Here is a 25462-nt window from a genome sequence, read left to right as displayed (position 1 = left end):
CCGACGGCCTGCGTGTCAGCATAAGTGACGCCGCTACTGCGCTGCGCGGCGAAACACGCCGGTTCGAACGCAGTATCGGGGCGGAGCCCGAAGGGCGGCGCTCTGTCATTTTCGAGGCAGTCCTTGCCGATCTGGTCCAGCGACCCGCAAGCGACGTCCGCATCATCATGACCGGGCCCGACACCTTCTCCACGCGGGCGAGGATCACCGGCGGACCTCCAGGCCGCGAGGCCTCAGGGCCGGTAGTGCTGGTCAGCCGCGCGAAGGATCAAGCAAGAGGCATCGCGGGCTCGATCCGTAGCCAAGGCATCGTTCTTCGCGGCGATAGTCTTCGCCTGCTGGGTGCGGATCATACGCCGCCGCCAGCGCTGCGCATAGCGCTGGCGGCGGTGCCGATCGATGCGTTCGCCGCCAGCGTGCGGCAACCCGACGGGCGTTGGTTGACCGTAAAGCCCTACCAACCTTGGCTTAGCGGCTGGCGGCTGCGGGTGATAGCCGCGATCCTCGTCAGTCTGCTGCTGATCCTGCCTCTAGCTTGGCTGTTCGCGCGGCGCCTGACCCGCCCGTTCCGTGCGCTTGCCACGGCCATCGACACCGGCGGCATGACCATCCCCATCGAAGGTCCGCGCGAACTGCGCGACGCGGCGAGCGCCATTGCCGCAATGCGGGAACGCCTCGCCGATGAGACCGCCGAGCGCTTGCGGATGTTGACCGCTATCGCGCACGATCTGCGTACGCCCTTGACCAGCCTGCGACTGCGCATCGAGTCGGCTGCCGAGCCGCAGCGATCGCGCATGGTCGCCGATGTCGAACGGATGCAGGCGATGATCGGCGAAGTCCTCGCATTTGCTCGAGATGTCGAGCTGCCGCGACAATCTGTCGCGGTCAGGCCGCTGATCGCACAGATCGTTGCTGACATGGACGCAGGGCGAGGCATGGTCTTGCTGAAGCCCGGCGATGACGGTTGGGTCAACGTTGCCGAATCGGCCTTTCGTCGAGCGATCGAAAATCTCGTGCGCAATGCGATCGACCATGCCGGCGGCGGCAGCGTCGGCATCGTTCGGGAAGGCGACGACGTCATCGTGACGGTCAGTGATACAGGGCCGGGGATCGCAGCCGAGGATCACGCACGCCTTCTGCGACCCTTCTAGCGCGGTGAAGCCTCCCGTAATCGTGAGACCGGGGGTGCCGGCCTCGGCCTTAGTATCGTTCAGGATTTCGCTGATAGGCATCGCGGTACGCTCGTCCTACGCAACCGGGTCGAGCCGGGATTAATTGTCGAGCTTCGGCTGCCTTCGCTTCGCTGAAACGTATCGTCCCGCGGTCGGATAATCATGTCCAGTTTGTCTACTTGCCGTTCGTCGTCACCGGATAGCGGCATGCTGTTTCAAACATAACAAATGGCGGAAGCTGCGGTAGTGGGGCAACGTCGCAAATGTGGCATTTTGGGTCATCTCGCCAGCGCTGCACTGCCGCGACAATGCCAGGCAGCTTCAGTCTTCGCGTCGTTCTTCGAACATTTGATCGGCCTGCTTCATTGCACTGCGCCGTCGCAATGCGGTCCTTCCGTCGCGGAGCAGCGATACGGGCACGAAGGTCGCCGCGCGCAAGCCCGCGACCGAGGAGATGTTGCGGATGCTGCGGCGGGTGTTGTTGAGCATCTCGGTCATCATCTCGCGCGGCTCGATCTCGCCCTGCTCCTGCACCAGCGACAGCCGGTGGATCGCGTACATGCCGATCGGGCCGGCGAGCAGGAAATAGAAGTCCCAGCTGGTCAGCAGGATCGGCACGCTGAAGCTCGATTGCGGGCTCGACCAGCGCACCAGCAGTTCGAGCCGACGCTGCGCGAAGAAATCGGCGAGCAGTCCGCCCAGGATCGGCGCGGTACCGGCGGCGATCGCGGTGACGGTGGCACTCACCGCGATATAGGCGGTCGCGCTGCCGCGCGGCGAGAGTTTCAGCGCGATGTTGCTCACCGCCAGCGTCACCCCGGCCACCGACGCGCCCATCGCCAGGTGCAGCAAGATCAGCCACAGCTTCACCAGGTCGCGGTCCGCGATCTGCGACGCGCCGATCATTGCGACGATCGAGAAAATGTAGACCGGCGCGCAGATCGCGAGCACCGATTTATTAGCGAACCGGTCGCTCAGCTCACCCCAATAGCGCAGCACCAGGATGTTGGCGACCTGGCTGACGACGCTGAGCGCCATCACGAAACTGGCGTCGAAGCCCAATTGGCGGACGATGAAGACCGTGAAGAAGGGCGTCGCGAGGTTGACCGCGAATTGCCAGCTGGCGACGAAGATCAGCAGCCGCTTGAAATTGCTGTCGCGCAGCGGCGGCATCAGCAACGCGACCAGGCTAACCCGGTCGCTGCGTTCGGGCATCGCGGGTTCGGGCATCGCGCTTACCATCCGCGCGCTGATCAGCCCGGCGATGCAGCCGATGAGGAACATGCCCGCGAACACCAGGTCGCGCGCCAGCGACTGGGCGTCGGTGACATCGAGCGCGATCGCCGCGGCCACTCCCAGCGCGAGGTTAATTGCGGTTAGCCGGGTGGTGCGCTTGGCCATTACCTGGCCGAGCCGGTTTTCGGGCGCGAGATCGCGTAGCCAGGTGTTCCACGCGCAGCTGCCGACCGCGCCGAATCCGCACAGCGTGAACTGCGCCGTGAGCAGGATCAGCAGCGGCAGCATCCCGGTCGAAAAGGCGGTGAGCGCCATCACCGCGAGCATCGATCGCCCGACGATGCTCGTCAGCACCGCGATCCGCTTGCGCTGGCGCAGCCGCTCGACGAGCAGGATCGCGGGCAGCTGGAGCAACTGCGCGAGGAACGGCGCGCTCGCGAGCACGCCGATCATCGTGTTCGATGCGCCCAAATGGAGCGCGAAGGCGGTGAGGATGACGCCGGTGGTCAGCGCGGTCGCGCCGCCCGAGAAGGCGGCTTCGACGACCAGCAGCCGCAGCCCCCGTTCGCGCTCGTCATCGCTGACGTGCGACTGGGGGGATAGCGAGGGCAAGGCTGTTATCGCCCCGGGACGAAGGGAAACACCGCGCCGGGAAGGGGGATTGCGGCGGGTCGTGCCGCCAGGGTGCCGTCAGGCCGTAGATCGAAGAGGGTGAGATTGCCGCCGTCTTCATTGGCAAGCACCAGCAGCCGCTCGGCTTCGAGCAGCGCGAACGCACGGGGCGAGGCCCCGCCGCTGGGAATGGCTTGCAGCATGTCCAAATCGGTGCCCGATTTCCATGCGAAGACGGCAATGCTGTCGTGCCCGCGATTGGTAACATACGCCCGCTCGCCGTGCCGGTCGAGCGACAGATGCCCGGCGATGCTTTCGCCGGTAAAGTCCTCGGGCAGCGTCGAGCGCGTCCGCAGCGGCGTCAGCACGCCGTCGCCAACCGCGAGGACCGTCAGCGTGTTCGCCAGCTCGCTCACCAGCAGGGCGAGCGGGTGTGAGGGATGGAACACCAGATGGCGTGGGCCCGATCCCGGGGGTGCGTCGTATGCGCGCTGCCCCGTGCCGAGCGGTCCGTCGCGCCGGTCGGCGCGATAGGCCATGATCGCGTCGGCGCCGAGATCGACATGGTAGAGCCACCGCTGATCGGGCGCGAAGCATACGCAATGCGCGTGCGGGCCCTCCTGCCGATCGGCGACCGGCCCGCTCCCCGCGTGATGGCGGATCTGCGGCGGCGCGAGCGGGCGGCCGCTCGATGAATCGAGGCGGAAGAGCGCGATGCTGCCGCTGCCGTAATTGGCCACCGCCAATCGATCTTCCGCGCCGTTGAGCGCGACATAGCAGGGGTCGGCGCCGTAGGTCGCGACCTGCGCCACCTGCTGCCAGCCATCGGCGCCCGCGCGATACGCGCCGAGCGCGCCATCAGCCTGTTCGTCGACCAGATAATAGAGGTCATGGCGCGGCGAATAGGTGGCGAACGATGCATTGCGCGCGACCGCAAGCACCTCGTCGCGGCGCAAGCTGCCGTCGTTCGACAATCGTAGCCGGTGCAGGCCGGTACCGCCGATGCTGGCGTCGGTGCCGACCAGCAGATCGACGCTCACGAAATCGTGATGGCGACGAAGACCGCGCCGGTGGTCTCCTTGGCGTCGGCGGTCTCGAACGCGTCGTTGATGTGATCGAGGTCGAAGCGATGGGTGATCAGGCTGGCGGCGTCGAGCTTCCCGTCGGCGAGCAGCTGGAGCACCATGCCCTGTTCGGGATAGATGTCGTGGAAGGCGAAGCTGGCGCTCATCACGATTTCGATCTCGGACATCTGGATCCGCTGCCATTCGAGCGGGATGCTGAGTTCGCCCGCGTCGAAGCCGCCCACGACCACCACCTTGCCGCCCCGGCGCGCCAGCTTGGTCGCGAGCGGCAGCGTCTCGGCCATCGATTCGCCGCCCGCGCATTCGAAGCACACATCGGCGCCGCGCTCGCCGGCGAACGCCAGGACGCGCTCGAGCACGTCTTCGCCCTTGCTGGTGTCGACCACGACATCGGCACCCAGCTTGGTCGCGAGCTCGAGCGAACTGGCGACGCGATCGACGATCAGCACATCGGCGCCGCTCAATTTGGCGAGCTGCAACTGGCCGAGCCCGATCGGCCCCGCGCCGATGATCGCGATCTTCTGATTGACCCCGACCCCGGCGCGATGATGCGCGTGCAGGCAAACCGAGAAGGTGTCGATCAGCGCGGCTTCCTCGAAGCTCACATGATCGGGCAACGGATAGAATTTGCTCTGCGGCCCGCACACGAATTCGCCATAGGCGCGCGAGACATATTTGGTCCGCACGTCGTACAGATGCTCGCAGATATTGTAGCGCTGGATCCTGCAATAGGGGCACACCCCGTCGCCCATCACGGTTTCGATCACCACCCGGTCGCCGGGCTTCAAATTGGTGACGTCGGCGCCGACTTCGACGACTTCGCCGGCCAGCTCATGGCCGACGATATGGCATTCGAGCTCGGGCTCGGCCTTGTTCCAATGGCGAAGATCGGTGCCGCAAATGCCTGCGACGCGAACCCGCGCCAGCACGAAATCGCCGGTGGGAATGATCGGGCGTTCGACCTCGGTAACCTGGAACCTGCCATCGGCGGTCTTGAGCGCGGCCCTCATCGGCGTGTTCCTTCGGTGATAGCGGGGGTGAGTGACACGGTCAGGCGGTCTTCTGGATCCGCGGCTCGATCCGCAGATTGACGATGTCCGACCGCTCGGACCGCGTGAGCGCGAACAGGATCACGTCGGCGACCTCGTCGGCGTAGAGCATCCGATGGTCGGCGATCGCCTGTTCCTTCTGGTCGTCGCTGCATTCCTGCATCGGGGTCGAAACCGATCCCGGCTGGATCACGCTGACCTTGATGTTCTTGTCGGCGACTTCCTTGCGTAGCGTCTCGGCAAAGGCCTGGATGCCCGCCTTGGTCGCGGCGTAGACGCTCTCGCCCACCGCCTTGATCTCGGTGCTGATCGATCCGACGAACAGCAGATGCCCGCCGCCCTGCGCCTCCATCCGCAGGATCGCGCGCCGCGCGCTGGCCAGCGTACCGATCAGATTGGTTTCGATGACATAGCGCCAGGCGTCCTCCTCCATCTCGTGCACCGGTTGCGCGCCAAGCGCCGCGCAGGTGACGAGCATGTCGATGCCGCCGAGCTTCTCGTCCATCGCGGCGAACACCGCATCGATGCCGTCGCGCGTCGAGACATCGGCGAGCATCCCATCGACGCTGCCGCTGCCGCGATCGGCCTGCGCCAGTGCGTCGTCGAGCCCCGGCTGATGCCGGCCAAAGGTCATGACGCGCGCGCCGGCTTCGACGAGCAATGTCACTGTCGCGAGGCCGATCCCGGTCGTGCCGCCGGTGACGAGCACGCGCTTGCCGTCGAGGCTGGTGAGTTCTGGCATGATCATTCCCATGTGAGGACGAGGCGGCCGCTGGCGGGCACTTCGTAGGCGATGCGATCGGCGGTGCTGGCGCTGGATCGCAGGACGTCGCCATCGGGCGCGGTCAATTCGACCGCCCCGAGCTTGCGGCGCTTGAGCCGAACGACGCTGAGGCCGGCGATCGAGGACTCGCCCCCCGCCAGCGTGATCGTCAGCGCGCGATCACCGGTGCGCTCCATCGACTGGACGAACTGGTCGCAATAGATCCGGAACGGGGCGCCCTCGATCGGGTGGAAGCTGCGCGTGGCGAAGATGAAGGCGGCGCCGGCGCCATAGACTTCCTGGCCGACCTGGCCCGCGGGCTGGCCGTCGGGATAGAGGTCCTCGAGCGGGAACGAGAGCTTGGGGTCGATATGCCCGTTGCTCTCGCGCTGCTCAGTGGCGACGGCTTCGGGCGGCAGCGCGTCGGGGTAGAAATACCAGCCGCGATCGAGCGCGTAGCGGCAATATTCGGCGACCAGCAGCCGCGCGGCGGGTTCTAGATCTGGGCCGCTATCGGCGAGATAGCGCTCGAACGCGGTGAAGGAATCGAAGCATTCGTAGATCGCCATATACGGCGCATCCTGCAGGCAGGTGACCCCCAGGAAGGTCTTGTACTGCGCGGCATGCCCGACCTTGCTCTCCCAAATGACGCAATTCTGGAAGAAGCTGGCGAGATAGACATAGCTTTGTTCGAGATAGACCGGGCGGTTGGTGATCCGCCACAGCCGCATGCACGCCGCTGCACCCCAGGCGGTGAGATTGGCCTGGTAATTCACCCCGAAGCGCAGCCCCATCGCTGCGTCGATCGCGCAGCGCGCCTCGTCGAGGAAGCGTTTCTCGTCGGTCAGCTCGAACGCCTGGAGCATTACCCAGGCATAGATGCCCGCGACATCGGTCTGGCCGCGGCAATCGGCGCCGGCAAGCTCGGTGATGATGCTGAAATCGGTGACCTTGTACTGGACCGGCCATTCATAGTTGAAATGATGCGCCGCCTTGATGCCGAAATCGATCGACTTGAGCAGCAGCGTCCTTGCCTGTTCGTCGCCGTCGAGCGCGAGCAGGCCGAGGTTGAGCATCGGGTGGTACAGATACCAGCTGTCGACCGCGTCGGCGTCCTTGTCGTCGCCGACATTGGGCAAATAGCGTCGCAGCGATTGCAGCTCGGGATCGTAGAATTTCTCGAGCCCCGCCTTGAACTGCGCTTCGAGCGGGTGCGGGGTGCCGCACCATTTGCCCCAATCATGGATCGCCGCCACGACCGACATCTGGACCATGATGTCGGGATATTCGGCGTTGGTGTAGGGGTGGATATAGCGATGGCCGTAATGCTCGATCGTCGCCTCGGGCGCCTGGTCGAGGTCGCGCAGCGTGCGTTCGGCGCGGTCGACCCAGTCGCGATAGTCGACGCAGGGCAGGTCGAGCCGCTGATAGGCGACGCCGAGCATCTGCAGGAAGCGCCGCGCGGTTTCGCGCTCGTCGGGCGGGGCATCGTGGCGGAACACCAGGATCGCGTCGGACAGGATGATCTCGGTCCCGCCTTCGAGCACGCCGGCGGGTGGGGTCTGGCCGCCCTGCGCGATCGGAAGGAGATGGCCGAGCTCGGGCCAGCTTCCGCCGACGATGCTTTCGGGGGTGGTGCCCGTCGCGCCATAATAATCGTTCATCGACGTCAGGTTCTGGAAGTACAGCACGTCGCCGAAGCGCGGTTCGTCGACGCGGAAATAGACGATGCCGACGTTCAACTTGCGCTGCTTCGCCTCGACGCTGCCGACGGTGCCGAGCGGATCGCCCTTATTGTCGATCGGGTACAGGTCGCGCGGGATGAACGGGATCAGCATCGGCATCGCCGGCGTGAAGCGAACCGTCACGCGCAGGTTCTCGAGCGCGTTCGCGCCGGCTTCGAGCGTGACCAGATGGCGGCCGAGCGCGCTGGTGACGCCGAGCCGCGCATCCTCTCCCGCCTGCGGCGCGAGCGCCTTGCATTCGAAGGCGCACGACAAATGGGCGGCGCGCAGTGCGACGCCGCCGCGGCCTTCGCGCACGACCACCACGAACACCGAATCCTGCGTGGTGCGCACCTCGACCTGGAGCTCGCCCAGGTCGAATTCGGCGATCGGCTTGGCAGCCGCCGCACGCCCTAACTCGCGCACCGCCAGCACGTGCGGGCTGGCGATGGGAACGTCGGCTTCCGGATTTTTCGCTCCCATCGCCTTCGCTCAAACCTTGGCGGTGAACGAACCGCTTTCGGCGTACAGGCCGGCATAGCGGCGGGTCACCATCGGCAGCGATTCATCGATCCACTGCGCCATCGCCTGCTCTTCGTGCAGCGACTCGGTGAACAGCGCGGTGGCCTGAGCGAAGCCTGCATCCTCGGCCATCGTCAGCAGCGATTTGTACCCGGCGATCTCGAAATGCTCGAACGCATAGTTGGCGAAGCTGTTCTTGAGGATCTCGTCGCCGGCGATCGAATGCGCCATCGCCGCCATGCCGCCCGTCATGCTGAGGCCCAGATCCTTGAGTGCCGAAGCGCTGGTGTCGAAGCTCGCCAGTACTTCGTCGATCCGCGCGAGCTGATCGTTGGTTTCCTCGATATGCGAGCGAAGCCGATCGGCGACCTCGGGATAATGCTCGATCCGCGCGACCTGCGGGGTCATGATCGACAGCGCCTGCTTTTCGACCGCGTGCATGTTCTTGGTGCCGGTGATGAAAAGGTCGCGGAGGGCTTCCTGGATGTTGGTCATGATCGTCTCCTTCGGCTTGGGGTGGTAGAAATCTAAAGCGGTGATCCCGCGCGACAGCGTTCGAACTCGACCGGATCGTGCGCGCAGGTGACGGTGACCTGGTCGCGACGCTCGATCGACAGCGTGCGCAGCCGTGCCTGGTTGGCCATCCGGCTGGTCGCGTCGACCTGCATCAGCCGCTGATAGGCGCGCAGTCCTGGGGTGCAGCGGCGCCGTGCATCGCGCATCTCGCCGCGGTAGAAATAGGCGTCGCCGGCATGGAGCAGCCAGCGGCCGTCGTCGCGCCGCACCGCTACCCCGGCATGGCCCCATGTGTGCCCGGGCAGCGGCACGAACAGGATTTCGGGTGGCAGGCCGGCAAGGTCGCGGACCGCGTCGAAGCCGAACCAGGGCTCGCCGCGCGCGCTATAGCGGCGCCAATGCTGGACGCCGTCCAGCTGCGGCGCGCGCCAGCGGTTGCGCGCGACAACCCCGGCATGCGGCCCGGTGGCGTCGTCATATTCGCGCGCCATGACATGGACCACCGCGTTGGGAAAATCCTCGAGCCCGCCGGCATGATCGAAGTCGAGATGCGTCGCGACGATATGGCGGACGTCCGACGCCCGGTGGCCGAGCGCTTCGATCTGGCGGATCGCGGTGTCGCGTTCGTGCAGCCGGATGTTGAGCATCATCCGCCACGGCACCGGAATCCGAGGATCGGGGCGCGCATGCGGATGCGCCACGTCGCGCAGGCCATAGCCGGTATCGATCAACACCAGCCCATGCGCGTCGGTTTCGATCAGCAGGCAATGGCACACGATCTTGCCGAGCGGGCCGGTGCTGCGCCCGTCGAACAGCGCGCCGCCGAGCGGGCAATCGGTACCACAGTTCAGGTGATGGATTCGCAACATCGGTCCTTCGTCGATCCGCCGCGCGCGCCCGCCCCGAGGGACGGACGGGGAGTTACCTGCACCGCGGTTGGTCGGGTGCCGGGAGGGTCTGCTCAATCGAAACGAAGGGCTGCTGGCGGCGATCGTGATAGTACATGATACGTCCTCGGGCTGCGCAGATGCAGATGCGGAAGGAGAACCGGTCAGTCGGGCAGATGTTTCGGTGATTTTCCCACATCGCGGCCAAGATGTTGCGGCGATTGGGGAATATAATATCGGGTCGGCGCATTTGAGCGGTCTGTCGATCGGAACGATAATCTACGTTAGTTTTCAGCCGTGCGTACCGGCTATCATCGATCGATCGGCCAAGGCAGGAGAGGTGCGGGTGATGCGCGAGGTGCATACACTATTAAGCGAATGGGGTCGGCGATGAACACAGTGACCGAAATTCGTACCGGCAATCTATTATTGAACGCGCTTTCGCCTGACGACCTGGCGTTGCTGGCCGAAAAGATGGAACCGGTCTCGCTATCGCGCGACGACATCATCGTCGTGTCGAATGCGGAAATAGATCATGTTTATTTTCCCGACGACGGCCTTGCCTCGATCAGCACAGTCACGTCGATCGGTCGGCAGACCGAAGTCGCCATATTTGGCCGCGACGGGGTGTCGGCGACCTGCCTGATCCTAGATGTATTCAGCTCGCCGCACGAAACGCGGGTGCAGATGGCGGGGATGTCGGCGCATCGGATCGAGACCGAACATTATCTGGCCGCGATCGCGCAAAGCCCGACGTTGCGATCGGCGCTGCTTCACTATGTCCAGACGCTGCTGGTCCAGGCCGAGCACAATGCCGCCACCAATGCGCACCAGCGGATCGAGGTCCGCCTCGCGCGCTGGCTGTTGATGGCGCACGACCGGATCGATGGCGACGAGCTTCGGCTCACGCATGAATTCATGGCGAAGATGGTGAGCGCCGAGCGCAGCGGCGTGACGATCGCGCTCCACATGCTCGAGGGCAGCGGACTGATCAAATCCGAACGCGGGCGGGTCATCATGATCGACCGCCCGATGCTCGAACGGCTGGCCGGCGAATGCTACGGCTTGCCCGAAGCCGAATATCGCAAGCTGATCGGGCCGCTGGGGCGCGGGGCATGCGCGCGCGTGCAGGTCAATTCCGCCAGAAGCCCGGGCGCTAAGCAATAAAGCATCTTCTGTCCGCCGATAGACGTGCAAGCCCATTTAAGGGGGGCTGTAGTTCCATAGAATAATGTAGATCGCGATATACTGTAAAAAAAGCCGGTGCTGGGTCCTGCGCGGACCGCCAGCATCGCCTCTCGTGTTGAAAGTGTACGATCATGAAGCGCAGTTTTGGACTTTCGGTCGCTGCGATATTGGCCGCCTGCGCCGCCCCCGCATTCGCTGAGACGCCGCCGCCGCCCGAAGCCGCAAAAGGCGAGGCCGCGCCCTATGTGATGGCTGCGGCCCGGAGCGATCTGTACGAGATCAATTCGAGCAAGGTCGCGCTGGAGAAATCGTAGGACCAGCATCTGGTCGCGGCGCAGAGGATGCAGCGTCGAGATCACGCCGACCATGGACAGCTATCCATTTCACGGTCTTGGAAGTCGGCCAACCGGCAGCGTGAACCAGCGCCAGTTTGCAGAGGCCTCCTTGGATCGCTGATCGAGCAAGCATGGAGCGCACCAACCTTGGCTGCCGTTCTTGCACCGGTGAGCGCCGGCGTGTTGAGAATATTCACACAGGCACCATCCGCCGCCCCTCGTCGAGGTGGATCGTGCGATCGGCCATTTCCGGCATCCGCTCGATCATCCAGCGTGTGATCCGCTCGTAATGAGCGACGAACCGAACAACGGCTGCGTCGTCCATAACTGCGGTGCCCTGAGGCGCAGTGCTACGCAGCGCGGCCTCCTGCTGCTGCCGCCACTGCACCACCGTCTCAAATGATGGAGGCGCCAGCCACAGCAGCGCGTCAATTGGTTGCCAAAGCGCGGTATAGGCCACCGCCAAGTGGCGGTTGACCCACCGCCGCCACACTCCGTCGCGATCCTCCTCCGCCTCCAGTGCGTTGACGGGATCGACGAGTAGACCTTCCGGCATGGCCGGCGCGCCGAGGCACCAGCCCTCGACCACGATCAGCGGGCAAGCGGGACCCGCCACCGGCCATTGCTTGTCCGGCAAACGGTCGTCGATCGCCTTGTCGAAGCGCGGAAGCCGCACCGCGTCGCCGCGCCGTAGCGCAGCGATGGTGGTGATGCCGAGATCGACGTCGTGGGTGCCCGGCACACCCCGTGTCGCCAACAGCGGATGGACATCGCGAGCGAGCCGTCGCCGCGTATCACGACCAAGGTAAAGATCGTCCAGCGACAGGACCGCAGCGCCGGGGACGGCGGCGGCAAGCTCCGCTGCGAGCGTCGATTTGCCGCTACCTTGCGGTCCTGTGATACCCAGCACCATAGGCGCGGCACCGTGATGCGCGGCCGCCATGTCGAGCAAGATGCGCTTAACAGACACAGTTTGGCGGCTCCAAGCGAGCTAAGGAATCTCGCAGGTCCCTTATCGCCTGCGCGCCACGATCGTGGCGCTGCCGAGATGCGGCGTCAATCGCCAGCCCGAGCGCGTGATATGATGAGCTGTCCGCGACATGCTCCGGCGACACCGCCGTCGAGGCGGCGATGAACGAAGGTCTGGTTTTGAGAGGTGCCAAAGAGCTCCCGGACGTCCGCTTGTGGGTCTTCGCGACCACGAAGCCGCCTGCGCGCGCATGTGCCCAAACCGCCGTCACTTACCGCGCATAAACTTCCGCATGGCCCAACCCTTGGCGAGCTCGTCGATCATTTTGTCGAGCCGGCGAATGTTTCGCATCAACGGTTCCTCCACCGCCTCCACCCTGACGCCACGCACCACACCAGTCACAAGCTCGCGCGAGGCATTCATATCCGGCGCCTCCGTGAAGAAGTCCGCGACTGTTATGGGCGTTGCAAGTGTAGCCTCCAGCGACCGCTGCGTGTGTCCCGTAAGCCAGCAGATGATCTCATCGACCTCCGCCTTCGTGCGGCCCTTCCTCTCCGCCTTAGCGACATACGCAGGATACAATCCCCTCATCGTTACGGACGTTGGCCGAGTCTGTGGACCGCACATCGATCGAGGCGCGGCGGCAGGATCAGGATCACTCGGCTGCCAAAGGATCTCGCGGTAGGAAAGCCTGCGCAGTGTGTGCGACGGAATGTGGACGCTGGCTGCGCCACCGAGTAAAAAGCGCAGCATTCGGCCGATTCTGGCTTGACGATGGTGACCCCTACGAGAATCGAACTCGTGCTTACGCCGTGAGAGGGCGTCGTCCTAACCGCTAGACGAAGGGGCCGTTAGCGAACCGCGCATCTAGGGCGGGGGCGGGGGGGCGTCAAGGCGGTTTGCGTGGGGGCTCAGCTCAGGCCTTCGATGCTGCCATCCGGACCCAGGCCGATATGTTCGGCGGCGGGGGCGCGGGGGAGGCCGGGCATCGTCATCAACTCGCCGCAGATCGCGACGACGAAGCCCGCGCCCGCCGCCAGCCGCACCTCGCGCACGGGCACGACATGGCCGGTCGGCGCGCCGAGCTGTAGCGGGTCGGTCGAGAAGCTGTACTGCGTCTTGGCCATGCACACGGGTAGATGGCCATGGCCTGCCGCCTGCCAGCGTTCGAGCCGGGCGTGGATCGCGGGTGATGCGGTCGCGCGTTCGGCGCGGTAGATCCGCGTCGCGACGGTGTTGATCTTGTCGAACAGCGACAGGCCGTCGTCGTAGAGCGGGGTGAACTGCCCGGCATCCTTGGCCGCCAGCGCCTCCACCGCGTCCGCCAGCGCTTCGGCGCCCGCGCCGCCTTCGGCCCAGTGGCGGCACAGGATCGCCGCGGTGCCGTGCGCAGCCGCGCAGCGCTCGATCGCCGCGACCTCAGCGGCGGTGTCGGTGCCGAAATGGTTGATCGCGACCACCGCGGGGACGCCGAACTGGCGGATATTCTCGATATGGCGGACGAGGTTCACCGCGCCGCGTTCGACCGCGGCGACGTCTTCGCGCGCCAGATCGGCCTTCGCCACCCCGCCGTTCATCTTGAGCGCGCGGACCGTCGCGACGATCACCACCGCGGCAGGCGCGAGCCCCGCCTGGCGGCATTTGATGTCGAAGAACTTCTCGGCCCCCAGATCGGCGCCGAAGCCCGCTTCGGTCACGACATAATCGGCGAGCTGGAGCGCGGCGCGCGTCGCGATCACCGAATTGCAGCCATGTGCGATGTTGGCGAAGGGGCCGCCGTGGATCAGTGCCGGTGTCGCCTCGAGCGTCTGGACGAGGTTGGGCTTGATCGCCTGCGCCAGCAGCACCGCCATCGCGCCGCTGGCCTTGAGGTCGGCGGCGGTGACCGGCCGGCGGTCGCTGGTATAGGCGACGACGATCCGCGCGAGCCGCGCTTCAAGGTCGTGCAGGTCGCTTGCCAGGCACAGGATCGCCATGACTTCGGAGGCGACGGTGATGTCGAACCCGCTTTCGCGCGGGTAGCCGTTGGCGACCCCGCCGACGCCCTGGACGATGTCGCGCAGCGCACGATCGTTCATGTCGAGCACGCGCCGCCACACCACGCGGCGGACGTCGATCCCGAGCGCATTGCCCCAATGGATATGGTTGTCGATCATCGCCGCGAGCAGATTGTGTGCCGAGGTGATCGCGTGGAAATCGCCGGTGAAATGAAGGTTGATGTCCTCCATCGGCACCACCTGCGCATAGCCGCCGCCGGTCGCGCCGCCCTTGGTGCCAAAGCATGGTCCGAGCGAGGGTTCGCGCAGCGCGAGCATCGTCTTGCGGCCGGTGCGATTGAGCGCGTCGGCGAGGCCAACCGAGGTGGTGGTCTTGCCCTCACCCGCGGGGGTCGGGTTGATCGCGGTGACCAGGATCAGCTTGCCGGCGGGCGCCGGGTTCGCGGCGAGCCAGTCGAGGTCGAGCTTGGCCTTGTGCCGGCCATAGGGCTCGATCGCTTGCGGCGGCAGGCCGGCACGGTCGGCGATCGCCTGGATCGGCTGAAGTGTGGCCGCGCGAGAGATTTCGATGTCGGAGAGCATTGCGCAGACGTAGCGCGCAGCCGCGGCGGGGGGAAGGTTGCTTCGGGCCGGGTTCGCTCGAGCTGCGATCAGCCGATCGGCTGGAGTTCGATCTTGCGGAACTCGACCGGGTGGCCCTCGCCCTGCAGTGCGATGTACCCGCGATCGAGCGTCAGCTTGCCGCCCGCGGCGGCGATCAGCGGCTTGGCGTCGGCATCGTCGGGATCGAGTTCGGGGTCGGCGTAGCGCAGCACGACCTTGCCATCGATGCGGTGGGTGATGCGGCCATCGGGCAGGACTTCGAGCTCGGCGGTGGTCCAGCGCCCGGCGGGGAGCGGTTTGCCTCCTGCGAGGATGCAATGGCGCGGGTCGCGCTTGCCGTCGAACGTCACGATCGTGCCGGGGGTACACAGGTTGCCCGATGGCTCGCGGGTGGCGCGGGGCACCGCCAGCAGCTGCATCTCGAGGCTGACGGGGAATTTCTGGTCACGCGCCATCGTCGCGGGGGCCTGCGCGTGGAACATCACGCCGCTGTTGCTCTGCTGCCAGGGTTCGACGCCGGGCAGGAAATCGCCGAACAGCCGATATTCGTAGCGCAGCCGATAGGCAGCGACCGGAGCCTTCCAGAACAAATGGCCGAACTCGCCCTCGAAGCGGGGATAGTTGGCATGCGACACACGGATCGCGCCGTTGTGGACGATGAACATGCCGCGCGGGTCTTCGCCGACTGCGCGACCGGCGATCTTGGGGGTCCAGCCGGCGAGGGTCTTGCCGTCGAACAGCGACTGCCAGCGCGGCGCGGGAGCGGCACCGAGCAATGCGAGCGCGGGGAGCAGGAGCAGGGCCTTGGCGGCGCGGCGGGGGAAGTCGCTGGGCATTGGCTGTTCCTTCATTTGATCGTGAGCGCCCCACCGTTCGTGCTGAGTAGCCGCTGAGCTTGTCGAAGCGGCGTATCGAAGCACCCGGCCCGCTTGCGGCAATGTCCTTCGATACGGGTCTTCGCCTTCGCTCAGCCCCTACTCAGGACGAACGGGTGGGGGTGGGGCGCGCTTACGCCGCTACCTTGCGCCGTTCGGCCATTTCCTCATTGAGCATCTCGGCCAGCAGGAACGCAAGCTCGAGGCTCTGCCCCGCGTTCAACCGCGGGTCGCAATGGGTGTGGTAGCGATCACCCAGCGACTGTTCGGTCACGTCGACCGCGCCGCCGGTGCATTCGGTGACGTTCTGCCCGGTCATCTCGGCGTGGATGCCGCCGGCATGCGTGCCCTCGGCGCGATGGACCGCGAAGAAGCCGCGGACTTCGGCGAGGATCCGCTCGAACGGGCGGGTCTTGTAGCCATTTGCCGCCTTGATGACGTTGCCGTGCATCGGATCGCAGCTCCAGACCACCGGATGCCCCTCGCGCTTCACCGCGCGCACCAGCTTGGGCAGCAGCGCCTCGATCTTGTCATGGCCATAGCGGGTGATCAGCGTCATCCGCCCGGGCACGCGACCGGGGTTGAGCGTGTCGAGCAGGCGCAACAATTCGTCGGGCTTGAGCGTCGGGCCGCATTTCATCCCGATCGGGTTGCCGATGCCGCGCAGGAATTCCACATGCGCCGATCCCTCGAACCGCGTGCGATCGCCGATCCACAGGAAATGCGCGCTGGTGTCATACCAGTCGGCGGTCAGCGAATCCTGCCGGGTCAGCGCCTGTTCGTAAGGCAGCAGCAGCGCTTCGTGGCTGGTGTAGAAATCGGTCGCCTTGAGTTGTGGCACCGTTTCGGGATTGATCCCGCACGCTTCCATGAAATCGAGCGCTTCGCCGATCCGATCGGCGACGTCGGCATATTTGGCGGCCCAGGGGCTGCGGCCCATGAAGTCGTGGGTCCAGCGATGGACCTGCTGAAGATTGGCATAGCCGCCTTGCGCGAAGGCGCGCAGCAGGTTGAGCGTTGCCGCCGACTGCGAATAAGCGCGGATCATCCGCTGCGGATCGGGAACGCGGCCCTCGGGCGTGAAGGCGATGTCGTTGACATTGTCGCCGCGATACGAGGGCAGGGTGGTATCGCCGATCGTCTCGGTATCGGTCGATCGCGGCTTGGCGAACTGGCCGGCCATGCGGCCAAGCTTCACCGTCGGCAGCTTCGAGGCGAAGGTGAGCACCACCGCCATCTGGAGGATGACGCGGAAGGTATCGCGGATGTTGTTCGCGCTATGCTCGGCAAAGCTTTCGGCGCAATCGCCGCCCTGCAACAAGAAGCCGCGCCCTTCGGCGACCTGCGCCAGTTCGGCGGTGAGGCTGCGGGCTTCGCCGGCAAATACGAGCGGCGGGAAAGTCGCGAGCTGCGCGGTGGCGGCGTCGAGCGCTTCGGCATCGGGATAGGTCGGAAGCTGGCGCGCTTCGGCATGAGTCCAGCTATTGGGGGCCCAATCGGCCATGTCGTTCTCCGCGTTGCGTAGTTTCACGAACCAGTCGGCGTGATGCGCGATGCCGTTGGCGGCGATCTGGTTGACCACCGCCGCCTGCGCGCGCTTGCCGTCTTCCTCCCAGCCCTGCACCGTGCTGCCGGGAGTGCCGTACCAGGCGCCAAAGGCGGCGCGGGTGATGCCGCGTTGTTCGCGGAAGCGTTTGATCTTGGTGCCGGCTAAGGTTGTCATCCCCGGGCATTTACCCGATCGGGGTAAATCCGCAACCCCTCAATAGCCCGCCTCGAGATCGACGACGTTGCGCAGCGGTTCGCCCGCGCGGAACGCAGCGAGGTTTTCGAGGAACAGCGTGGCTGCACGGCTGAACATCGTCGTCTGGCTGCGGCCCGAAAGATGCATCGAGTGCAGCGCGTTGGGCGCGGACCATAAGGGGTGGTCGGCGGGGAGCGGCTCGGGATCGACGGTGTCGAGGAACGCCCCGGCGATCCGGTGCTTGGTGAGCGCCTCGATCAGCGCCGGCTGGGCGATCATGTCGCCGCGCGCCATGTTGATGACCCAGGCGCTGCGCTTCATCGCGGCGAATTCGGGCGCGCCTAGCAGCGCCGCGGTTTCGCCGGTCGAGGGCGCGGCGAGAACGATCCAATCATAGTCGGCGATGCGCGCCTTCCAGCCATCGGGGGTCAGCGTGCCGTCGCGGCCCGATCGCGTGACCCCGGTCACCGCGACGCCGAACGCCGCCAGCCGCTCGCCGATCAGCCGACCGATCGTGCCATAGCCGATGATCAACGCGCTGCTGCCCGCGAGTTCGACGGTGCCCGGGGCGACGGTCGGCCAATCGTGGCGGTCGGCGATCCGGACGACCTCGTCATAACGCTTGGCAGCGGCAAGGATGCCGAGCAGCGCATATTCGGCGACCGCGACCGGATTGAGTCCGGTGCCGTTGGTCATCACCGTCCCGCGCCGGCGGAGCAGCGCGGTGTCATAGGCATCGATCCCCGCGCGCATCGTCGACAGCCACCGCAGCCGTGCGCCGAGCGCCGCGACCTCGGCCGAATCCTGCGGGTTCTGCATGTCGACCCAGGCGATATCGGCATCGACAATCGCCGCCTCGGCCTCGGCGCGGGTGGCGAACCAGTGCAGGTCGAGGCCGGGCGGGAGATGCGGCTCGAGCAACGGCCGGGCAAGCGCGGGGAGGAGGGTTTTCATCGGCGGGGTCCATGGCTGGAAGTGCGACGTATCATTCCTCCCCCTGGCGGGGGAGGAATATGGGTTTCGATCCTGGGCGCGGTGGTCGGTTCGAGCAACGGGCGGCTTTTCATAGGCACGGCTCGGCGGCGGACTGCGATCAACAATTCCTCCCCCGCCAGGGGGAGGGGGACCAGCGAAGCTGGTGGAGGGGGAGGACCCCCAACGGCAGCAATCGCGCGCGCCCCCTTCGCCGCTGCGCGCTCCCGCTCCCCCTGGCGGGGGAGGATTATAGCTTCCAATCCCAGCTCAGCGGGTCGCCGTCCATCACTTCGACCCCGGCCGCTGCCAACTCGTCGCGCAGCGCATCCGAGCGGGCAAAGTCCTTCGCGGCGCGCGCCTCGCGGCGCTCGGCGAGCCTGGCCTCGATATCGGCAGCATCGATCGTCGCCGTCGCCGGACGGACGCGCAGATCGGCGCGGGTGAGCGTCGCCAGCTCCAGTCCGAGCGCCGCGTCGAACGCCTCGGCTGCGGCTAGCCGATCGGCAGGCGACAGTGCCTTGTCGGCCAGCAATTCATCGAGCACCGGCAGCGCCCGCGGCGTATTCAGGTCATCCGACAGCGCCTCGTCGAACCGCGAGCGATAGGCATCGGCGGTCGTCCGCGAAGGCTTCTCGGGCGCCGCCCGCAGTTTCTCGATGGTCTGCACCAACCGCTTCAACCTAGTCTGCGCGGCGATCGCGCCCTCCCAGGTGAACTCGAGCTCGCTGCGATAGTGCGCGCTAAGGCACATCAGCCGGTATGACAGCGGATGGATGCCGCGATCGACCAACGTCTGCAGCGTCAGGAATTCGCCCGCCGACTTCGACATCTTGCCCGCGCGATCGACCAGGAAGTTGTTGTGCATCCACATCCGCGCGCCGGTGAAGCCTGGCTCTGTATCGGTGCAGCCGCAAAACGCCTGGTTCTGCGCGATCTCGTTGGGGTGGTGAATTTCGCGATGGTCGATCCCGCCGGTGTGGATGTCGAACGGGTGGCCGAGCTGCGCGTTGCTCATCACCGAGCATTCGAGATGCCAGCCCGGCGCGCCGCGACCCCAGGGCGAATCCCATTCCATCTGGCGGCTCTCACCCGCCGGGGTCTTGCGCCAGATCGCGAAATCCTGCGGGTTGCGCTTGCCGCCGACCGGGTCGATCCGGCTTTCGCCCGCATCGGTGGCCTGGCGTGCCAGCCGGCCATAATCGGGCACGCTCGACACGTCGAAATAGAGCCCGCTGTCGAGCTCGTAGCAATGCTGCGCCGCGATCCGCTGCGCAAAGGCGATCATCTGCGGCACATAGTCGGTCGCCACGGTCCATTTCGCTGGCGGGGGGATGTTGAGCCGCGCGACATCGGCCTTGAACACCTGGGTATAATGCGCGGCGATTTCCCAGATTGATTTGGCCTGCGCGGCGGCGGCCTTCTCCATCTTGTCGTCGCCGGCATCGGCGTCCGAGGTCAGGTGGCCGACATCGGTGATGTTGATGATGTGCTTGAGGCCATAGCCCTTCCAGCGGAGCACGCGCCCGAGCGTATCGGCGAACAGGAACGCGCGCATATTGCCGATATGCTGGTAATTATAGACCGTCGGGCCGCAGGTGTAGACGCGCACCGGCCCGGCGGGGTCGATCGGCGCGAAGGGTTCGATGCTGCGGGTGAGCGAGTTGTAGAGCTTCAAGGGGGCGGCGTTCATGCCGCCCCGTCTAAAGCGCGTGGCCGCGAAGGCAAATGGGGTTTGCGTGGCCCGAGGACGTCAGGTGGCAGGCTTCAGGCGGCGAGGCGCGCGGGCCGGCTGCCGTTCGACACACGGAAGACGCTGTCGCCCTGCACCTGGCCAGTGCGGATCGGCAGCGCGGTCGCGCAGGTCGCGCATTCGGCGGTCACCCGTCCCACCAGCCATTGCGAGCCGCCACAGCCGGGGCAGTGATTGATTTCCTGCAGCCGATAGCCGGGCTCGCCGGCGCGGAAGGGGTGCTGAACGTGCATTACGATAAGGTCCTGATACTGGTTCGACCGCTTCAACCAAGGCGGTTCGCGCTTGGTTCCGCCTTCGCGTCAACGACGATCAAGAACGTTTCGTCGTGACATGCGGGCAACAGCCACGCGGAGGCTAGTCGCTAGGTGGCGGCACCGAGATGCCGGCATCGGTCTGCACCACCGGCTTCATCAAGCCGTTGGTGTCATATTGGAGGTGCTCGGCGGTCACCGCGCGGCGACCGATCGAGCCTTTTAGTTCGCCGATCGTCAGCGATGCGTTGTGCGCGAACAGATACCAGTTGTTCTTGAATTCGGCGATTCCGGGATGGATCGTGAAGCTGTCTTTGCCCGATCCGGTCAACTCGCCGCGATGCGTCCAGGGGCCGTCGAGCGAGGTCGCGGTCGAATAGGAAATCCGTTCGTCGCGATGCGTCTTCCGGTCGAGCGAGGCATAGGTCAGGTAGTAGAGGCCCCCGCGCTTGTGCAGCCACGGCCCTTCCTCGAAATGCGGCGGGGTGATCTCGCGGATCGGCCCGTCGATCTCGATCATGTTGGGTTTGAGCTTGGCGATATAGGCCTGGCGATTACCCCAGGCGATCCAGGTGGTACCGTCGTCGTCGGTGAGCACCGTCGGGTCGATATCCTCCCAGCTATGCGTACCCTTGGGGGTCATCTCGTTGGTGATCAGCGCCGTTCCCTTGGCATCGACGAAGGGGCCGGTCGGCTTGTCCGCGACCGCCACCCCGATCGCCTTGCCCGGATGCGTGGCGTCGTGCTCGACCGTGGCAAAGAACCAGAATTTGCCGTTCTTCTCGATCGTCTGCGCGGCCCAGGCGTCCTGCTTGGCCCATTTGAAGTCCGACACCTTCATGATCGATCCGTGGTCGGTCCAGGTCTTCATGTCGGTCGTCGAATAGACCAGCCAGTCGCGCATGTTGAACATCTGGTCGCGCTCGGCTTCGTCATGCCCGACATACAGATACAGCCGGTCGCCGACGACCAGCGGCGCCGGATCGGCGGTGAACTTGTCGCGGAACAACGGGTTCGATCCGGGGGCGGGTGCGGGCTTGCTCTGCGCCTGCACCACCGGCGCGCCGATCGTGGCGGCGGGCGTCACCGCACCGCCTACGGCGAGCAGCGCGATCGCCGATGTAAGGGTGCGAAGCGTGAGGCGCTTGGCGGCGATCATCATTCGGCTCCTACGGGCAACTCGAACGGTACGGCAGGCAGCGGAGCTTCGTCGAACAGGTTCACGACCGGCGCATCGGCCCAGGCATAGCGGACGCGGTCGACCGGCTGGCCGTCGCCCTTGAGCCGGACGGTGCTGCCCTGCGCCCGCGCCTCGGCGAAGCGACAGCTGGTCGGACCGCACAGCTCGAAGCCGATCGGCCCCGCCGCGCTCGATGCCGCCAGTCTGCCCTTTACCCCTTCGAAGGTCACGACGACATCGCTGCCGGCGTGCCGCGCGTGCAGCGGCAACGGTCCCGAGGGCGGCAGCTTCGCGCCATAAGCGAGCACCGATGCCGCCTGCGCCATGCGCTTGGCCAGGTCGTTCTTGTTCGCCGGGTGGATGTCGGTCGGCTCGCCGATATCGATCGCGGTGACGATCGCGGCATGACCATCGGCGAGCGCGGCGCGGCGCTGTTCATCACGCACCACCGCCCAGCCGCTTTCCTGCGGCGTGGTCGGTGGCGCGCCGAAATTGGCGAGCCCGACGATGACGAAGGGAAGCTGCGGATCGCCGAACTGGCGCCGCCACCCGGCCATCAGCGCCGCCATCCGCGCGTCGTAGCCCGGCATGCCGGCATCCGATTCACCCTGATACCAGGCGGCGCCCTTCAGCGCGATCGGGCCGAGCGGCGCGATCATGCCGTTGTAGAGCGTCGAGACGCCGGCATGGCTTTCCCACGGCATCCGCGGCGCGCGCCCCAGATCGGCGGTCTCGACCGAATAGCGCCAGCCCTTGCCCAGCGGCACCGGCGCGCCGCCCGCCGGGGTGATGCGGATCGCCTCGGCGGGGCCGACCATGCCACCGGTCTGCCAGCTGTCGCCGACCGACACGATCACCTCGTTGCTTCCCTGGCGCAGCACCGATGCGGGCACGGTGTAGCTGCGCGGGCTTCCCCAGCCGAAGGTCGATCCGACCGCGACGCCGTTGACCCACACGACATCGATCTCGTCGACCCCGCCCAATTCGATCAACGCGTCGCCGGTGGGCGCGGCGGCAAGGTCGAAGCGATTGCGGAACCACACATGCCCGCCCGATTTGGCGGTCTGCGGGTCGCCATAGTCCTGCCAGACGCCGATCCTGGGCACCGGCTTCCACTGGCGCTTGTCGGGCGCGGCCCAGGGTTCGGCGCCGACCGCGTCGCCGGTCTTGGCGCGCCACCATCCGCCCCATTGGTCGGCATATTGGCGGATCGCCGCGGTGCGGTCGCGTGCGTACAGCGCGAGCAGGTCGACGTCGGCGGCGGTGTCGGGGAGCTTGCGCGCATCTGCGGCGGCGATCCACGGGCGGATCCGCGTCCCGCCCCAGCTCGAATCGATCGCCCCCATCGGCACCTTCGCCTCGGCCTTGAGCGCCTTGACCATCAACAGGCACGCGGCGGAGAAATCGGCTGCGCTTTCGGAGGTCGCTGCCTGCCACTTGGGGCGTTCGGGCAGTGCTTCGTCGGCGGTGAGCCCGACGCGCTGCGCCATCGACAGCAGCCGGATGTCGGGATCGCCGGCGGCCTGGACGAGTCCTTCGCCGTTGAGCGCCGACTTGAGCGGATATTCCATGTTCGACTGGCCCGAGCACAGCCAGACATCGCCGATCATCAGATCGCTCGCGCTCGCGGTACCGTTTGCGCCGGTCACGTCGAGCCGGTACGGCCCGCCCGCCTTTTGCGGCGCCAGCTTGGCCTGCCAGGCGCCATCGGCGGCGGCGCGTACGCGCAAGCTTTGGGTGCCGAGCTTGACCGTCAGCCGTTCGCCCGGCTTTGCGGTGCCCGCGACGACGATCGGCCGATCGCGTTGCAACACCGCATGATCGCCCATCGGCGTCGCGATCGTCGGCACCTGCGCCGACGCCCCGACCGCGACGGCGCAAGACGCGGCGGCGAGCGCCCAATAGCAGCGGCGACGTACGGCGGATGGCATCATGCTCTCACTCCCAAAGCTGGTATTTTTGCGTGCTATGACGATGCCGGGTTGCCCCCGGCAACGATAATTCTGGGCTCAGCGCACGGAAAAGCGGCTGCGGTCCTTGTTGTCGGCGGTCGCGCCCGGGCTGTCGGCGCGCAGGCTGCCGTCGTCGGCGACGTGCAGATAGCGATGGGTCTCGAGCGACATCAGCAGGGCGCCGCCGGTCAGTGCCTCCATCCACTGGAATTGCTGCGCGACGCCGCCATCGGCGCGCCGCATCGTGACCGCGCCGTCCTTCGCCACCGTCAGCGCCTGCCCCCCGTGCAGCAGCGACACGCGCCCGAGCGGATGCTGCTGGACGAGCAACGGTTGCGCGAGCATCGGCGATCCGGCTGCGCCGATCGGGGTGAAGCGTACGTGCTTGCCATAGGGGATGGCCGGGCGGCTCTCGGCGCGCGGCTCGTTCACCGCGAAGTCGAGGAAATCGGCATGGCCGCCGGGCTTGCTGCCCTTGTTGTACGCGAACAGGCTGTAGCGGACGCCCTGGAAGGTCAGCAGCTGGTACGGCATCGTGATCGGCGTGCCGACATTGCTGAAGCGGCGGCCATCGGTCGACACCGCGAACTGCGCCTGGTCGGTCGAGAAATCGCCATCGGCGCGGAGCCACAAGCGCTCAGACGGCATCGGCTGCCGCGCGATTTCGCCGCGCAGTTCGTCGGTTACGACCAGCGCGAGCCCTGCGCCAGTGCGCTCGATCGCGATCGACGCGTGCGGACGGTTGAGCAGCGCCAGACCCGCAACGTCGCCAGCGCGCAGACCGCTCGCGTCGATCTCTACCACCGCCGCCGATTGCGGTCCCATCGCGCGCTGGGTCAGCGTGTTGCGCGCCTGCAGGAACCCGGAGGCGGGGAGGGTGGTCAGCCGCAACGCCCCCGGCCGTGCCCGCAGCGACCAATTGGCGTCGACCGGCACATGGTTCCATTGCCACACCGCGCCGAGCTCGGGTCCGTCGAAACGGTCGCCGCGCGCATAGGGCGCGCGGTCCGGTTGGACGGGCAGCGCGGGTTTCACCCAGGTGCGCGGCGTCCGCCCGAGATTGCCCGGCAGCCCGAAATAGGGCCAGCCGTCCTTCCAGGTGATCGGCGACAGCCCGGTCAGCCGCCCGACCGAATTGCCCTCGAACATCGACCAGCCCCACCATTCGCCCGCCGGGGTCTGGATGATTCCGCCCTGGTGCAGCGCCAGCGCGCCGCGCGCGGTGCTCGGCGGCACCAGCGTGATCGGCTCGTTGTTGCCCGCGACACGCCAGCCGTTGATCTGGCCGAAATCCTCGTCGATGCTGATCGCGCGATTGACTTCCCAGGGGCCGGTCAAGGTATCGGCGCGCGCCGCGGGCATGCGGAACGGGCTCGCCCATTCGGCGCTGGTGATGAAGTAGCGCCCGGCGAATTTGTAGAAATGCGACCCTTCGCCCATCCCCTCGCCCTTGCGGATAATGATCCGCTCGGTGCCGGGCACGATGTCGGTCAGCGTCGCGTCGAGCTGCGCCAGATGAATGTCCTGATAGCCCCACACCACCCAGGTCTTGCCGTCGTCGTCGAACAGCACCGACATGTCGTGCAGGCTGCGCTTCATCGGCGTGCGCTTCCACGGTCCCCCCGGCGACGTCGCGCTGAAGATCTGGCTGTTCTGCCCGTTGATGTTGGTGAAGATGTAGAAAATGCCGTCGCGATAGCGGAAGCTCGGCGCCCAGATGCCGCGGCCATAGACGTTCTTGCCGCCCTCGAGCCGGAAATCGGGGCCGAGGTCGAGCTTGTCCATCGCGTAGCCGACGAACTTCCAGTTCACCAGGTCGCGCGAATGCAGGATCGGCAGCCCCGGCATCGCGTGCATCGTCGTGCCGGTGAGGTAGAAATCGTCGCCGACGCGGATCATGTCGGGGTCGGAGAATTCGTCGAAGAACAGCGGATTGGTGAAGGTGCCGTTGCCATTGTCGGCGGTCCAGGTCGCCGATTGCGCCAGCGCCTGTCCGTCGCCCGCATTCGCCGCGGCGATCGTCGCCGCCATGCCCAGCGCGAGCCCCAGCCCCAGACGTCGTCCTGCCATCGC

The 25462-nt window shown here is 66.3% G+C and carries 20 protein-coding genes, 1 tRNA gene and 1 pseudogene; 3 read left to right on the top strand and 19 right to left on the bottom strand.

Annotated elements, in window-relative coordinates; translation table 11 throughout:
- Positions 1-167: 167 nt before the first annotated feature.
- Positions 168-1307 (top strand): annotated as a pseudogene (locus tag OKW76_RS04335) (sensor histidine kinase).
- A 186-nt stretch (positions 1308-1493) separates the two neighbouring features.
- Here the strand turns inward: OKW76_RS04335 and OKW76_RS04330 are convergent.
- The 7 genes from OKW76_RS04330 to OKW76_RS04300 are packed head-to-tail and all read right to left on the bottom strand — an operon-like array spanning position 1494 to position 9548.
- Positions 1494-3020 (bottom strand): MFS transporter, encoded by a 1527-nt coding sequence (locus OKW76_RS04330; protein ID WP_265551454.1) that lies wholly within the window; start codon positions 3018-3020, stop codon positions 1494-1496.
- Positions 3021-3025: 5 nt separating this feature from the next.
- The gene (locus OKW76_RS04325; protein ID WP_265551452.1) at positions 3026-4060 is read right to left on the bottom strand and encodes a lactonase family protein; all 1035 of its coding nucleotides are present in this window, start codon (positions 4058-4060) and stop codon (positions 3026-3028) included.
- On the bottom strand, positions 4057-5115 hold the full coding sequence (locus OKW76_RS04320; protein WP_256507668.1) for a zinc-dependent alcohol dehydrogenase: 1059 nt from the start codon (positions 5113-5115) through the stop codon (positions 4057-4059). The genes OKW76_RS04325 and OKW76_RS04320 overlap by 4 nt, the downstream gene beginning before the upstream one ends.
- Before the next feature lie 40 nt (positions 5116-5155).
- The gene (locus OKW76_RS04315; protein WP_265551449.1) at positions 5156-5896 is read right to left on the bottom strand and encodes an SDR family oxidoreductase; all 741 of its coding nucleotides are present in this window, start codon (positions 5894-5896) and stop codon (positions 5156-5158) included.
- Positions 5897-5898: 2 nt separating this feature from the next.
- Entirely contained in the window at positions 5899-8124 is a 2226-nt protein-coding gene (locus OKW76_RS04310; protein WP_265551447.1) for a hypothetical protein, read from the bottom strand.
- Between the two features lie 9 nt (positions 8125-8133).
- Complete coding sequence (locus tag OKW76_RS04305; RefSeq protein ID WP_265551445.1) at positions 8134-8658, bottom strand: ferritin-like domain-containing protein; 525 nt, start codon at positions 8656-8658, stop codon at positions 8134-8136.
- 32 nt (positions 8659-8690) lie between these two features.
- The gene (locus OKW76_RS04300) at positions 8691-9548 is read right to left on the bottom strand and encodes an MBL fold metallo-hydrolase (RefSeq protein WP_265551443.1); all 858 of its coding nucleotides are present in this window, start codon (positions 9546-9548) and stop codon (positions 8691-8693) included.
- A gap of 408 nt (positions 9549-9956) precedes the next feature.
- Here OKW76_RS04300 and OKW76_RS04295 point away from each other — a divergent pair, with 408 nt between their 5' ends.
- Positions 9957-10733, top strand: a complete 777-nt coding sequence (locus OKW76_RS04295; RefSeq protein ID WP_265551441.1) for a Crp/Fnr family transcriptional regulator — start codon at positions 9957-9959, stop codon at positions 10731-10733.
- A 152-nt stretch (positions 10734-10885) separates the two neighbouring features.
- Positions 10886-11068: a hypothetical protein gene (locus tag OKW76_RS04290; protein ID WP_265551439.1), complete on the top strand. Its 183-nt coding sequence runs from the start codon at positions 10886-10888 to the stop codon at positions 11066-11068.
- Between the two features lie 214 nt (positions 11069-11282).
- On the opposite strand, the gene OKW76_RS04285 is transcribed toward OKW76_RS04290, so the two are convergent.
- The 12 genes from OKW76_RS04285 to OKW76_RS04230 all read right to left on the bottom strand — a co-directional run bounded on the left by OKW76_RS04285 (position 11283) and on the right by OKW76_RS04230 (position 25459).
- Complete coding sequence (locus OKW76_RS04285) at positions 11283-12032, bottom strand: kinase (RefSeq protein WP_265552763.1); 750 nt, start codon at positions 12030-12032, stop codon at positions 11283-11285.
- Between the two features lie 294 nt (positions 12033-12326).
- Entirely contained in the window at positions 12327-12650 is a 324-nt protein-coding gene (locus OKW76_RS04280) for a DUF2200 family protein (protein ID WP_265551437.1), read from the bottom strand.
- A 184-nt stretch (positions 12651-12834) separates the two neighbouring features.
- Positions 12835-12909, bottom strand: a tRNA-Glu gene (locus OKW76_RS04275).
- Between the two features lie 61 nt (positions 12910-12970).
- On the bottom strand, positions 12971-14638 hold the full coding sequence (locus OKW76_RS04270) for a formate--tetrahydrofolate ligase (RefSeq protein WP_265551435.1): 1668 nt from the start codon (positions 14636-14638) through the stop codon (positions 12971-12973).
- Positions 14639-14706: 68 nt separating this feature from the next.
- On the bottom strand, positions 14707-15495 hold the full coding sequence (locus tag OKW76_RS04265; protein ID WP_265551433.1) for a 3-keto-disaccharide hydrolase: 789 nt from the start codon (positions 15493-15495) through the stop codon (positions 14707-14709).
- Positions 15496-15667: 172 nt separating this feature from the next.
- Positions 15668-17257 (bottom strand): class II 3-deoxy-7-phosphoheptulonate synthase, encoded by a 1590-nt coding sequence (locus OKW76_RS04260; RefSeq protein ID WP_265551431.1) that lies wholly within the window; start codon positions 17255-17257, stop codon positions 15668-15670.
- A 39-nt stretch (positions 17258-17296) separates the two neighbouring features.
- Entirely contained in the window at positions 17297-18232 is a 936-nt protein-coding gene (locus OKW76_RS04255) for a D-2-hydroxyacid dehydrogenase (protein WP_265551429.1), read from the bottom strand.
- A gap of 268 nt (positions 18233-18500) precedes the next feature.
- Positions 18501-19943, bottom strand: a complete 1443-nt coding sequence (gene cysS, locus OKW76_RS04250; protein WP_265551427.1) for a cysteine--tRNA ligase — start codon at positions 19941-19943, stop codon at positions 18501-18503.
- A 74-nt stretch (positions 19944-20017) separates the two neighbouring features.
- Entirely contained in the window at positions 20018-20236 is a 219-nt protein-coding gene (locus OKW76_RS04245; protein ID WP_265551425.1) for a hypothetical protein, read from the bottom strand.
- 124 nt (positions 20237-20360) lie between these two features.
- A complete protein-coding gene (locus tag OKW76_RS04240; RefSeq protein ID WP_265551424.1) occupies positions 20361-21419 on the bottom strand; it encodes a glycoside hydrolase family 43 protein in 1059 nt (352 codons plus the stop codon).
- Complete coding sequence (locus OKW76_RS04235; protein ID WP_265551422.1) at positions 21416-23371, bottom strand: sialate O-acetylesterase; 1956 nt, start codon at positions 23369-23371, stop codon at positions 21416-21418. Before OKW76_RS04235 ends, OKW76_RS04240 begins: the two co-directional genes overlap by 4 nt.
- Before the next feature lie 75 nt (positions 23372-23446).
- Positions 23447-25459: a glycoside hydrolase 43 family protein gene (locus OKW76_RS04230; RefSeq protein WP_265551420.1), complete on the bottom strand. Its 2013-nt coding sequence runs from the start codon at positions 25457-25459 to the stop codon at positions 23447-23449.
- Positions 25460-25462: the final 3 nt, after the last annotated feature.

The sequence above is a fragment of the Sphingomonas sp. S1-29 genome, assembly GCF_026167545.1.
GTDB lineage: Bacteria > Pseudomonadota > Alphaproteobacteria > Sphingomonadales > Sphingomonadaceae > Sphingomonas.
This window is presented reverse-complemented; position numbering and strand designations above follow the sequence as displayed.